This is a genomic window from Sunxiuqinia dokdonensis, from assembly GCF_001270965.1.
In the GTDB taxonomy this organism is placed as follows: Bacteria; Bacteroidota; Bacteroidia; order Bacteroidales; family Prolixibacteraceae; genus Sunxiuqinia; species Sunxiuqinia dokdonensis.
Genome location: NZ_LGIA01000025.1, coordinates 1 through 12,119, shown reverse-complemented (window position 1 = coordinate 12,119; position 12,119 = coordinate 1). Strand labels below are relative to the sequence as shown.

The following is a 12,119-nucleotide window of genomic DNA, read 5'->3' as shown; positions in this document are numbered from 1 at the left end:
TTGTTATAACAACGAATATTGAAAGATGTTTGCCAATTTTTTTAAAACATATCTTTGGAACGCCCGGACTTATTTGGTTGGACCGGCAAAGTTTTCTACATCGTTTGCTGTAATGGATTTATCACCCAGAATAATTAACCGTTCGATGACGTTGCGAAACTCCCGGATGTTGCCTGTCCAGTTGATTTGCTTCAGTTTCTCCAGGGCCTCATCGGTGATTGTTTTTTCGGGCATGCCATACTCGCCACAAATTTGCTTGATAAAGTGACTGGCCAGATCGGGAATATCTTCAGTGCGCTCGTTTAAGGTGGGTACGTGAATGAGAATGACGCTCAGGCGGTGGTATAAATCTTCACGAAAATTGTTCTTTTCAATTTCTTCACTCAGATTTTTGTTGGTAGCTGCCACCACGCGCACATCAACTTTGATGGGTTTATCGCCACCAACCCGGGCAATGATGTTTTCCTGCAAGGCGCGCAGCACTTTTGCCTGTGCCGAAAGGCTCATGTCGCCAATTTCATCCAAAAACAAGGTGCCGCCAGTGGCTTGTTCAAATTTTCCTTTGCGTTGTTTCACCGCCGAAGTAAAGGCACCCTTTTCATGTCCGAAGAGTTCACTTTCAATGAGTTCTGAAGGGATGGCGGCGCAGTTGACCTCCACGAAGGGACCCGAAGCACGGTTGCTCTGGTCGTGCAGGCGGCGGGCCACCAACTCTTTGCCGGTACCATTCGATCCGGTAATGAGTACCCGGGCGTCGGTTGGCGCCACCCGGTCGGCCATGCTGATTACTTTTTGAATGGCTTCCGAGCGCCCCACAATGGCGTATTTTTTATTGACCTTCTTTTTCAAGACTTTGGTTTCGGTGATCAGGTTCGATTTGTCCATCGCATTTCGAATGGTAATCAGCAAGCGGTTCAGATCCAGCGGCTTTTCAATGTAGTCGAACGCCCCCTTCTTGATCGATTCAACAGCCGTGTCAATGTTGCCATGTCCCGAGATCATCACCACGGGTACGTCCGGCGCGAGAATCTGAATCTTTTCGAGCGCTTCAATTCCGTCCATCCCGGGCATTTTGATATCGCACAAAACGATGTCGTACTCGTTCTTGCGCACCTGGTCAATCCCTTGCTGTCCATCTTCGGCTAAATCAACCTGGTACTTTTCGTATTCCAGAATATCTTTTAAGGTGCTGCGAATGCTTCGTTCGTCGTCAATTACTAATATTTTTGACATGGAGTTTGAAATTTATTGATTTCGGACTTTTGTTACTTGATCAAGCATCAAAATTAATCATAAATCCATTCAAACAAAATGCCTTCGCGCAAGGCATAGTCGGTTTGAACGATTTTGCTGATATCCAGTTTTTTGACGACCAGCCGGATGAGGATTAAGGCCGGAACGATCATTTCCACCCGCAAAGGTTCCATGCCCGTCATTTGGTCGCGTTGTGCTTTGGTGGAATGAATCACTTCGTCAGCAATCCTGTTAAAGTCTGCCAGCTCAATGGCTTGTTGCTGGCGGGCTTTGGTGCCGGGGGCGGTTTGGTCCAGCAAATCGGCCAGGGTGTCGAAAGCGCCGGAGCAGCCGATCAGCTGGCTCGGCTGTTTGCCGTTGAGCTGTGTCCATAAACTTTGCATCCCCTTGTCGAACCACGATTCAATCGCCTGCATCTCGCTGGCTGAAATGGGATCGGTCAGAGGAAATTGCTCGAGCACGCGTGCCATGCCCAGCGGAAAGCTTTCCTTGTAGGTGATTTGGCTTTGTTTGATTTCAATGAATTCGTTGCTGCCACCACCAATATCCATGATTAACGTGTCATCTGGAAGATTTTTTAAGGCAAGTCTGACTCCCTTGAAAATCAAATCCGCTTCCCGTTCGCCTGAAATGATTTGAAGCTGCAAACCCGTTTCTTGGAGGATATGTGATTCAAAATCAGTTCTATTGATCGCATCGCGTACGGCCGAGGTCCCAATTGTTATCACATGGTCGATGTTGAATCCGGCGATGGTCTCCTGGTGTTTTTTCAGCGCCTGAGTCGCACGCTCGAAAGCTTCGGCGGTGAGCAGATTTTTGTTTATTCCGCCTTTTCCCAACTTCACACCAACTTTTCCCTGATACAATAAGGTGTATTGCTGCTGGTTGATTTCAGCAATCAGCAGGTTGCAGGTGTTTGTTCCCAGATCAATGACAGCCAGTTTCATTATTTTTGAATTTGATGCAGTGAATTTGTTAAACCGACATTTTGCAGGTTTTGTTTTAGCGGCTCTCCAGCTTAAAGGGCGACAGGGGATGCCAGGTCAACCCAATGTTGATGGAGCTGTAATAGTAGTGCTGCAAGCCTGTTTTGTACTCAATAAAATAATTGAAAAGCTTATTGTTTACCACGAGTCGGCTTTTGAACAAGGCGGGGCGATCTTCGCCATAATATTTCCATCCTTTATAGCCTGAAAGTCCGGAAGCCAGCTCGATCGATCGATAGTTGAATTGGCCTTCCACGCCCCAAAGTGGCCCTTCGTTTTGTTCCAGATCGGTTTGATTGGTTTGCCAGATATAGAAACCGCCCATCGCGTTAATCCGAAAACGGAATAATCCTCGCTTTAGTATTTGTTTTCCCAGGCTGGCGTAATGCCAGTGGGCAGGCATGTCGGTCGCCCGTCCGTCGTAGATGCTTCCGGTGGTTGTTTTCAAGGCGCTCACCAACATGATGTCGGGCCAATACTCCCGCCCTTGCAACAGTTGGATGTTTGTGCTTAGAATGAGGTCGCCAAAATCGGTCGTCCACCCCGGATCATCTTTGTATAGCTGAAGGATATCGCGGACTTCATTGGTGGTGTGAAAATGCTCCAGCATATTCCAGTGCACTTGGAAAGCCATAAAGTTTTGCACCACCGGAAAGCGGAAGTTCAGCACGAGGCTGTGTCCGTTGTCGCCGCCGCCATCTCTGAAATAATGATCGGTTGAAAGCCGGAACAGCAAGTCGGTGCCCACTTGCCCGTTTAAAATCTCGGGTACCGGCAAGGCATTGGGGCCCATGGTTCCGGGCGCAAACAAGATGGTGCTAAAGTCGTTGGTTCCGGAATAGTAAGGCACAAAATCCTTGGTGCTTTCTCGTTGCCCCATCACGCCATGCCAACCCAGCAAAAGAATAAAAAGAAGCAGTTCGTATCTGATCATCATGTGTTTATACAGAAAATCGCTAAGATAAGTATTTTTACAAACTGCTGCTTTTGGATCGAAGTTCAATCTGCAACCAAAATAGTAAATGTTCTATCTATGGTTTGCTTAGGGTTTCGGTGCTTTGATTATCAGGTTTTTAAATTAATCGTGAAGGATTTCTTAAATTTCAATTTTCAGAATGGTGTCAATCGTATTCTTTTTTTCTGAAGGAATTTCCAGTACGATGCCTTTCTCTGATTTTTTAAATTTCACTTTCGAGCCATCATCAAAAAAAGTAATCTTCTTAATTTTTCGGTCCAGTGCCGGAATTTCAAGCTGCTCTTGTTCCAGGTCTAGCACGTGCACATAAATGATATTTCCTTTTTGGGTGGTTGCGCCCCATTCCGATGGCCGGATCGGACCTTTGCGTGTGCCGTAAATGGCTTCGCCGTATTGTTTCAACCAACGCCCCATTACCATTAACGTGTCCACGTTTTCGGGTTGAATTTTTCCGTTGGGCATCGGGCCCGTGTTAAGCAGAAAATTGGCTCCGTGGCCTGCCGCTTTCACCATGGTTTGAATCAACTGTTTCGAGCTTTTGTAATTGTTGTCTTTGAGGTTAAAGCCCCAGCTTCCGTTCATGGTTTCACACATTTCCAGCGGCAAGTCGGAGATGGTTTCAGTTTTGTTAAAACCCATGGTGTTTTCTCCGGGCAAGTCGCGTTCAAACATTTGGAAATCTTCGCCTGGAAATGGCGCGATGTGATGGTTGCTGCCAATCATGGCTCCTGGCTGCAAATCGTGAATGAGTTGGTAGGTCTCCTCCAGTCGCCATTCAGCATCAGGCTTGTCCCACATGCCATCGAACCAAATGCCGCCAATTTCGCCATAGTTGGTCAATAGTTCCGTTAGCTGGGTGTTCATGTAGTCGATGTATTTGTTCCAGTCGCCACTTTGGGGACGTCCGGTGAAATCTTTGCCTGTTCGTCCGCGTGGAAAATAGTCCGGGTGATGCCAATCCAGTTGTGAATAATAAAAGAAGAGCTTGATCCCTTGCTTGTCGCATTCATCCTTGAGTTGTTTCAGCACATCTTTGCCGTAAGGCGTTTGATCCACAATGTTATAATCGCTCACTTTCGAATCGTACATGGCAAATCCGTCGTGGTGTTTGCTGGTAATGGTAATGTATTGCATGCCGGCTTTTTTGACGATTGCCACCCATTCGGCCGGGTCAAAGCTGGTTGGATTGAAAAAAGCAGGCAGTTTTTCATACTGCTCAATGGGAATTTGTTTTTGATTCATGATCCATTCGGCAACCCCCTGGTCGCCACCTCCTGCCATAACAGCATAAACGCCCCAATGGACAAAGAGGCCAAATTTGGCATCCTGAAACCACTCGCGGTTTTTTAGGTTCTCGGGTGCTGGTGAGTAGTCGGTTTGGGCCACGGTGTTCATGGCTAACAAGAGGAACATAATCAGGTAGTTTAGATTTTTCATGATGAATTGGTTTAGATTTGCTGTGCTGTATTGTGCTGATAAATGTACAAGAAAAATTTGAAATTGAAATACGCCGGTTTGAAATTTTAAAGTCGATGCGGCTCCAATCGATGTGGTTGTTTTTTTCGGTTTGATTTTTCGATACTGCCTGCAAGAGCATCCTGGTTCTGCTTATCAATTGTCTGACGTGCTGGAATTGTCGCTGGAAGGATGCTCCTGCTTTTTTGCATTTTCGAACCAGGGGATTTTTTCGTTTTCCTGTACATGATCCATCAGCGCACGATGCAGACGCCTGTAGTGCTCTGAGCTTTCGGCCAGTGGGATGACTTCGTGAGGGTCGGTCGTCAGGTTGTACAGTCGAAATTTTTCGCTTGGCCTGTTTTGCATCAATTTATACGCTCCTTGCCTGGCGGCATAGCACGCCTCTCCGTGGTGCTCACCGCCTTCGCGGCAAGTCCAAAACAAGGTTCTTTCTTGTTGAAGGGGCACATTATCCAGGATGCAAGTCGTTAAATCCTGCCCATCAAGAATCTGGTTTGTCGGAACTTGAGCCAGACTGCACAAGGTGGGGAATAGATCCATGGTCATACTCATTTGGTGAGAAAGGCTGCCTTTTTTGATGCCTTTCTTCCAATAAATACTGGTTGGAACACGGATTCCGCCTTCAAACAGATCAAGCTTTCCGCCACGCAATCTGCCGTTTGATGCACCGGATTCTACAATTCCTCCGTTGGTTGAAGTGAAAATGATGATTGTATTTTTCAGTTGGTTGGTCTCCTTTAGCGCCTGCATGACCCGCCCGATCCCACGATCCATTTGTTCAATCAGGGCAATGTGCTTTGCTCGTTCGGGGCTCAGTGTTGGGTTTCGGTTCGAAACATCCTTCAGGTGATCTTCATCGGGCTGTAACAGCGGGCCTGGTGCATTGTATGATAAGTAAAGGAAAAAAGGTTTATCCGATTCTGCTTCACGCAAAATAAAACTGGCCGACCAGTTGGAAAATAAATCGGTGGTATGGCCCGGTGCATCTATTTCACTTTCATTGAATCGCATGCAGTTTACATTTTCGTGTCGATGGGTGTAATAGTCGTCGATTTCATCACCCAAAAAACCCATAAAAAGATCAAACCCTTGGGCATTGGGCAGGTTGGGGGCTTCAAATCCCAGGTTCCATTTTCCAATCAAAGCGGTGAGGTAGCCTGCTTCCCGAAAATGATGGGCCATCGTTTTTTCACATTGAAAGTATCCCCAGTTATTCTGCGAGTCGCGTCTGATTGTTCCGGGCACACCAACAAGAGCCGGGAAACGTCCCGAAAGTAGCGAAGCCTGAGTTGGAGAGCTTGTCGGAGCGTTGGCATAAAACTCAGTGAACATCAGCCCGTCGGTGAAGAACTCGTCGATAGTTGGTGTTTGAATGTCCTTTGCACCCATGATGGAGAGGTCGCCATATCCAAGGTTGTCGGCGGTGATAATTAGTACATTCGGTTTTTGATGCCTTCCAAACGCTGCGCCATCAGTACTGATGGGAGCAGACAACAGAACACCGGAGAGGATGACTAAGATTATTTTGCTGACAAATTGCTTCATAGCGTTGGACAAAACGGGTGATATTCAATTTTCCATAAAATTATTAAATCACATCGAGATACACACCTTTTTTACAGGATATAATTCTCAACAATTGAAGAAAGGCTTTTTGTCCGGGCTGCAAAGCCCTTTTTATTTTAGCTCTCGGTGATAATGTTTTAAATTTTGTAATGCGTTGTTGTTTAGTGTTTTGTGTGTTTGTGTTTAAAATATTCTTGTGAAAATTAAACAAACTTAATTTTAGCTTGTTGGTTAAACTTGAAAACATTTTGGAGGAATGACAATGAAAGTGAACGGTTTTGTAAAAACAAATCAACAAGCGCCGAATATAAATGGTCAGGTTAACGCAACGGAAGTTAGAAACTTGGTTGAGGCGGATATTATAGGTGATAACCACATCGCAACGTCGATCGACACACCGATGCGCGAAGATGCTTTTGTTCGTAGTGACGAAGAGAAAATGGAAATTATTCAGGCCAAATTTCGGGAAATAATGGAAACACTTGGCTTGGATTTGCGGGACGACAGTTTGAATGGAACGCCGCGCCGTGTTGCGAAAATGTTTGTTCAGGAGATTTTTAGTGGCTTGAATCCCAAGAACAGACCTCAAATATCGGTCTTTGAGAACAAGTTTCAGTACGGCGAAATGCTGGTGGAGAAAAACATCAACTTAAATTCAACCTGCGAGCATCATTTTTTACCCATCGTTGGGAAAGCTCATGTCGCTTACGTGTCAAGCGGGGAGGTGATTGGCTTGTCAAAAATCAACCGCATTGTTGACTATTTTAGCCGTCGCCCGCAGGTGCAGGAACGTTTAACTGTTCAAATAGCCAGCGAGTTAAAGCGTATTTTGAAGACCGAGGATGTTGCCATTGTCATTGATGCCAAACACATGTGCGTTTCGTCGCGCGGAATTGAAGATGAGAGCAGTTCAACAATCACGGCTGAGTACGGCGGCATTTTTAAGCAGCAAGCCAGAAAAGAAGAATTTTTGAAATACATTGCTTTAGGGAAATAATAGGATTGAAACGAACGAAATGAAACCTCACGCGCTGCGCGGGGTTTTTTTATGCCGTAACCAGCTTTCGATTCAGCACGGTGCTGAAAAGGGAACTTTTTGGAATAGTTCTTGTATTTATAGATAACCAAATAATCAGGACTATGAAGCAAGCTTTACTTTATTTCACATTTTCAGCGTTTTTACTTCTTTTTGCCAACGTGAGGGCCCAAGAGGTTTCTATTCCTGATCAGGAAGATTATCAAATTGAGAAAATCTACCCAAATCCTGCCAAGGAGTATGTATTCGTTGATATCTTTTCAAAAAAATATGCTCTTGTGCAATTCGAGCTCATCGATATATTGGGCAACACAGTTAAGAAATGGGAAAAAATGGAATTGACTCCAGGCATCCAAAAGATTCGACTGGAATTGCAGCGATTTAATGCGGGTTTCTACTTACTAAAAGCCGATAACGACGGACAGGTGATCATCAAACGAATTCGAAAGCTTTGAACGGCAGGCGCTTTGCTTATTTTTTTTAGCCATCCGAGCAGCATAATGCACGCACTTCGGTGTCGTTTGTAGTCAATTCCGCCGGCGGGCTGGCCCGCTTAACAAGGAAAATATGAATGGCCCGCTTGCCGTATGATAAATGGCAGTTTATTTCTCCGACTTCTTTTTTTATCTTGTATGAAAATCAAGCCCGACTGATTATGAAGGTGATTTTGGTAAACATTAAGGAATTGGTTCAAGTGGAGGAAGAGGCGAGAGCCTGGGTTGCTGGTAAGGAGATGAACGAGTTGAAGGTGTTGCACGATGCCTTTTTGGTCATTAATGATGACCAGATTGAAAATTTTGGCCTCATGCAGGATTTCGATGAAACGGCGGTTGATGGTGCCGACATGATGATGGAAATTGACTGTACCGGAAAAATTGTGATGCCTGGCTATTGCGACTCACACACCCATTTGGTATTTGCAACCAGCCGGGAGCAGGAATTTGTCGATCGGATTAATGGCTTAAGCTACGAAGAAATTGCCAGGCGGGGTGGTGGCATCTTAAATTCAGCCAAACGCCTGGAGCAGGCGTCGGAAGACGAGCTGTACTTATCGGCCATGGCCCGCCTCGACGAAATTAAACAGTTGGGAACCACGGCGGTGGAGATAAAAAGCGGTTACGGCCTATCTGTGAAATCGGAATTGAAAATGCTGCGGGTGATTCAGCGTTTAAAGGAAACCAGTCCATTGACAATCAAATCAACTTTTTTGGGTGCTCATGCCATGCCGGTTGAATACAAAAACAAACGGCAGAAGTATATCCAGCTGATTATTCAGGAAATGTTGCCGGAAATTAGTCAGCAAGGCTTGGCTGATTACATGGACGTTTTCTGCGATCGGGGTTTTTTCTCAGTCAGCGAAACCGCGCAGCTTCTTGAAGCCGCATGGAAGTATGACCTTCAGCCAAAAATTCATGCCAATGAACTTGGGCTCACGGGAGGGGTTCAGGTTGGTGTTCAGTATCAGGCGCTTTCCGTCGATCACCTCGAGCACGTGGGTGAAGCCGAAATTGAAGCCTTGCTTGGCTCTAAAACCATGCCGACTGTGCTTCCCGGGGCTGCATTTTTTCTGAGCCTGCCCTTGTCGCCTGTGCGTAAGATGATGAATGCCGGTTTACCCATCGCCCTGGCGTCCGACTTCAATCCGGGCTCTTCACCTTCAGGAAATATGAATTTCATTCAGTCTTTGGCTTGCATCAATTATAAAATGACTCCCGAAGAAGCCATCAATGCCTGCACCCTAAATTCGGCTTATGCCATGGGCATTGAAAAAAGCTGTGGAAGTATTTGTCGAGGAAAGCTGGCCAACCTGTTCATTACAAAGGTGCTTCCAGGCTACGCCGCCATCCCTTATTTTTACGGTAGCAATCCGGTTGAAACTGTGATCATCAATGGCGAAATCTATTGATTGAAAATTGTAAGCTTTGTTGATTAAAATCTGCGAATAAAAACCAAACTATGAATCAGTTAATTGAGTGTGTACCCAACTTTAGCGAAGGAAGAAATCCAGCGATTATTAAGCAAATAACCGATGCGATTGAACGTGTTGGTCAAATCAAGTTACTCAATGTTGATCCGGGCTACGCGACCAACCGGACCGTGGTAACCTTTGTCGGAAGTCCGTCCGATGTGATTGAAGCGGCTTTTCAGGGCGTAAAAAAAGCTGCCGAATTGATTGATATGAGCAAACATCACGGTGAGCACCCGCGGTTTGGAGCAACCGATGTTTGCCCCTTGGTTCCAATTTCAAATATATCGATGGAGGAAACCGTTGAATACGCCAGGCAGTTGGCCAGGCGTATTGGCGAGGAACTTGAAATTCCGGTCTATTGCTACGAATTTGCCGCTACCAGTGAGGTGCGGCGTAGTTTGGCCAATTGCAGGTCGGGCGAGTACGAGGGACTGGCCGAAAAGTTGAAAGATCCGATGTGGAAACCAGATTTTGGTCCGGCTAAGATGAATATGACTGCAGGAGCGACGGCGGTGAGTGCCCGAAATTTTCTGATTGCCTACAATGTAAATCTCAACACCACTTCCACGCGACGGGCCAATTCTGTTGCTTTTGATGTACGCGAAGCCGGCCGTGTGAAGCGTGAAGGTCATCCGGTGACAGGCAAGATTGTGACCGATGAAAAAGGGGAGCCGGTGCGGATTCCCGGTAGCTTGAAGAAGGTACGTGCCATTGGCTGGTTCATTGAAGAATATGGGATTGCTCAAATTTCGATGAACCTGACCGATATAACGGTAACGCCCATTCATGTTGCTTTTGATGCGGTTTGTAAGAGCGCTGAACGTCGTGGCTTGCGGGTTACCGGCTCCGAGTTGGTCGGGCTGATTCCCTTGCAGGCTATGCTCGATGCCGGAAAATATTTTTTGAGCAAACAACAACGCTCCACGGGAGTTTCTGATGCCGAGCTGATCAAGATCGCCATCAAATCGATGGGGCTGGACGAGCTGACAGCCTTTAAGCCGGGTGAACGGATTATTGAATATCGGCTGGAAGAGGAGTCGAAAAAGTTGAAAGACTTAAGTTTGCAGGCCTTTGCTGACCAAACAGCCTCAGAATCGCCTGCTCCTGGCGGAGGTTCCATTTCAGCTTACGTGGGATCGCTTGGCGCTGCCTTGGGTGGAATGGTGGCCAACCTTTCGGCCAACAAACGCGGCTGGGATCATCGTTGGGAAGAATTCTCCGACTGGGCAGAAAAGGGCAAAGCCAGCCAAAATCAATTGCTTCGGTTGGTTGATGAAGATACAAAAGCGTTTAACCGGATTATGGCGGCCTTCGGTATGCCAAAATCCAGTCCTGAAGAGGCCGATGCTCGGCATGAAGCCATTCAGGAAGCTACTTTGAATGCCATAAGAGTTCCCTTGCAAGTGATGAAGACCGCTTTTGAGTCGATGGAACTGATTGAGGCGATGGCAAAAATCGGAAACCCCAACTCGGTGTCTGATGCTGGCGTGGCTGCCCTTTGTGCGCGCACGGCCGTTCATGGAGCCCACCTCAATGTGTTGATCAACCTCGGTGGGTATCACGACCAAGCAGCGGTAGCCGCCCTGAGACATGAAGCCACAGAACTTCTTTACAAGGCCGAAACCAAGGAGCAGCTCATTCTGAAACTGGTGATGGAGAAAATAAATGGTGACGACTAGCCAGGGCAGATGACACAATCGCGCGGGAGCGGGGGAGTCCGGGTATAACCGGGATGCTTGATGCGTGATGCTGGATTCTGGATGCTAGATTCTGGATGCTTGATGCTGGATTCTTGATGCTAGATTCTTGAGGCTAGATTCTTGATGTTCGATGCTCGATTCTGGTCGCGTGTTGTTTTTATGGTCCTTTGGCTAAAGCCAAGCGGTAATGGAATAAAATGGGTCATCACTGGCAAGTTCGGGCTGGGATACAAATTCCGCGTGAAAGGATAAGGATGGCAGCTGGAATTTGCCGGACTGGCCAGCGGGATTTAAGGAAACTTACGGTAAATTTCCTTTCTGTGAGCAAAAGCCACAAATAAGACGATATTATTTTCAATGATGACGCCAATGCGATAATCACCGCTGCGGAGCCTGTATGCCGATCGGTATCCCGTCATTTTTTTCAGGCCGGAAATATCACTGATCGTGTGGGCGTCCGATACTTTTTGGATGCACTCAAGGATTGCATTGGCCAGCTTTTTATCTTTCAGTTTCTGAAAGTCACGGGCAAATGATTTTTCTACTTCGTAGTGCATTATTTCGCAGCATTCTTAAGCTCCTTCAGGAAGTTTGACTTTTCAGGTTCAGAAAGTAGGTCAGACTGGTGATTGGCTTTCATTTTTTCATATAGGAGGCTGTTGTCTTCAATAATATCAATCCCTTTAAATTTTTGGGCCATGATACGCGCTGTCTCAATTAATGCCTTCCCAGCCTTGGTATGTTCATTTACTTTAATAGTGACCATGTTACAAGCTTTTTAGCAAAGATATAAAAAATTGAAATAAATAATTTGAATCATTTATTGTCGATCTGGAAGATAGTTCCTTTCTACAGTGAAAGCTTTGCTTTAAGGGGGAGTGCGTAAGGTAGTCGGGGATGGATTCCTGATGATTGAAAGAAATTGGACGCCGATGGTGCAGATCGGTTGTGATTTTTTATGATGGGGAATGATGCTGGATGCTAGATACTGGATGCTGGATGCTGGATGCTCGATTCTTGATGTTCGATGCTTGATGTTCGATGCTTGATTCTGGTTGTGTGTTGTTTTTATGGTCCGTTGGCTAAAGCCGAATGGTAATGGAATGAATGGAATCATCGATTGCCGGGTGGCCAGCCGGGTACAAATCTACGT

General features: G+C 46.2%; 11 protein-coding genes. 4 read left to right on the top strand and 7 right to left on the bottom strand.

Annotated features, from left to right (window positions below):
• Window positions 1–69: 69 nt before the first annotated feature.
• The 5 genes from NC99_RS02800 to NC99_RS02780 form a co-directional block, all read right to left on the bottom strand.
• Entirely contained in the window at window positions 70–1,233 is a 1,164-nt protein-coding gene (locus tag NC99_RS02800) for a sigma-54-dependent transcriptional regulator (protein ID WP_053179636.1), read from the bottom strand.
• A 53-nt stretch (window positions 1,234–1,286) separates the two neighbouring features.
• Window positions 1,287–2,201, bottom strand: coding sequence for a Ppx/GppA phosphatase family protein (locus tag NC99_RS02795; protein WP_053179634.1), 915 nt, complete (start codon window positions 2,199–2,201; stop codon window positions 1,287–1,289).
• 55 nt (window positions 2,202–2,256) lie between these two features.
• Window positions 2,257–3,177, bottom strand: a complete 921-nt coding sequence (locus NC99_RS02790) for a hypothetical protein (RefSeq protein WP_053179632.1) — start codon at window positions 3,175–3,177, stop codon at window positions 2,257–2,259.
• Window positions 3,178–3,336: 159 nt separating this feature from the next.
• Entirely contained in the window at window positions 3,337–4,653 is a 1,317-nt protein-coding gene (locus tag NC99_RS02785) for an alpha-L-fucosidase (RefSeq protein WP_053179630.1), read from the bottom strand.
• Between the two features lie 174 nt (window positions 4,654–4,827).
• Window positions 4,828–6,240 (bottom strand): sulfatase-like hydrolase/transferase, encoded by a 1,413-nt coding sequence (locus tag NC99_RS02780; protein WP_053179628.1) that lies wholly within the window; start codon window positions 6,238–6,240, stop codon window positions 4,828–4,830.
• A gap of 277 nt (window positions 6,241–6,517) precedes the next feature.
• On the opposite strand from NC99_RS02780, the gene folE reads away from it, so the two are divergent.
• The 4 genes from folE to ftcD all read left to right on the top strand — a co-directional run bounded on the left by folE (window position 6,518) and on the right by ftcD (window position 10,945).
• Window positions 6,518–7,258, top strand: coding sequence for a GTP cyclohydrolase I FolE (folE, locus tag NC99_RS02770; protein WP_239684392.1), 741 nt, complete (start codon window positions 6,518–6,520; stop codon window positions 7,256–7,258).
• Between the two features lie 143 nt (window positions 7,259–7,401).
• A complete protein-coding gene (locus NC99_RS02765) occupies window positions 7,402–7,752 on the top strand; it encodes a T9SS type A sorting domain-containing protein (RefSeq protein WP_157624394.1) in 351 nt (116 codons plus the stop codon).
• Window positions 7,753–7,952: 200 nt separating this feature from the next.
• Window positions 7,953–9,203: an imidazolonepropionase gene (hutI, locus tag NC99_RS02760; RefSeq protein ID WP_053179771.1), complete on the top strand. Its 1,251-nt coding sequence runs from the start codon at window positions 7,953–7,955 to the stop codon at window positions 9,201–9,203.
• 50 nt (window positions 9,204–9,253) lie between these two features.
• The gene (gene ftcD / locus NC99_RS02755) at window positions 9,254–10,945 is read left to right on the top strand and encodes a glutamate formimidoyltransferase (RefSeq protein WP_053179622.1); all 1,692 of its coding nucleotides are present in this window, start codon (window positions 9,254–9,256) and stop codon (window positions 10,943–10,945) included.
• Window positions 10,946–11,256: 311 nt separating this feature from the next.
• On the opposite strand, the gene NC99_RS02750 is transcribed toward ftcD, so the two are convergent.
• Window positions 11,257–11,523: a type II toxin-antitoxin system RelE family toxin gene (locus tag NC99_RS02750; RefSeq protein WP_053179620.1), complete on the bottom strand. Its 267-nt coding sequence runs from the start codon at window positions 11,521–11,523 to the stop codon at window positions 11,257–11,259.
• Window positions 11,523–11,732: a hypothetical protein gene (locus NC99_RS02745; RefSeq protein ID WP_053179618.1), complete on the bottom strand. Its 210-nt coding sequence runs from the start codon at window positions 11,730–11,732 to the stop codon at window positions 11,523–11,525. Before NC99_RS02745 ends, NC99_RS02750 begins: the two co-directional genes overlap by 1 nt.
• Between the last annotated feature and the right edge of the window lie 387 nt (window positions 11,733–12,119).

Bases quoted from the DNA above. Each gene is read 5' to 3' on its own strand.
- NC99_RS02795 (WP_053179634.1), bottom strand. From the start codon at position 2,201: ATGAAACTGGCTGTCATTGATCTGGGAACAAACACCTGCAACCTGCTG.
- NC99_RS02780 (WP_053179628.1), bottom strand. From the start codon at position 6,240: ATGAAGCAATTTGTCAGCAAAATAATCTTAGTCATCCTCTCCGGTGTT.
- NC99_RS02800 (WP_053179636.1), bottom strand. From the start codon at position 1,233: ATGTCAAAAATATTAGTAATTGACGACGAACGAAGCATTCGCAGCACC.
- NC99_RS02750 (WP_053179620.1), bottom strand. From the start codon at position 11,523: ATGCACTACGAAGTAGAAAAATCATTTGCCCGTGACTTTCAGAAACTG.
- NC99_RS02745 (WP_053179618.1), bottom strand. From the start codon at position 11,732: ATGGTCACTATTAAAGTAAATGAACATACCAAGGCTGGGAAGGCATTA.
- NC99_RS02785 (WP_053179630.1), bottom strand. From the start codon at position 4,653: ATGAAAAATCTAAACTACCTGATTATGTTCCTCTTGTTAGCCATGAAC.
- NC99_RS02765 (WP_157624394.1), top strand. From the start codon at position 7,402: ATGAAGCAAGCTTTACTTTATTTCACATTTTCAGCGTTTTTACTTCTT.
- ftcD (WP_053179622.1), top strand. From the start codon at position 9,254: ATGAATCAGTTAATTGAGTGTGTACCCAACTTTAGCGAAGGAAGAAAT.
- folE (WP_239684392.1), top strand. From the start codon at position 6,518: ATGACAATGAAAGTGAACGGTTTTGTAAAAACAAATCAACAAGCGCCG.
- hutI (WP_053179771.1), top strand. From the start codon at position 7,953: ATGAAGGTGATTTTGGTAAACATTAAGGAATTGGTTCAAGTGGAGGAA.
- NC99_RS02790 (WP_053179632.1), bottom strand. From the start codon at position 3,177: ATGATGATCAGATACGAACTGCTTCTTTTTATTCTTTTGCTGGGTTGG.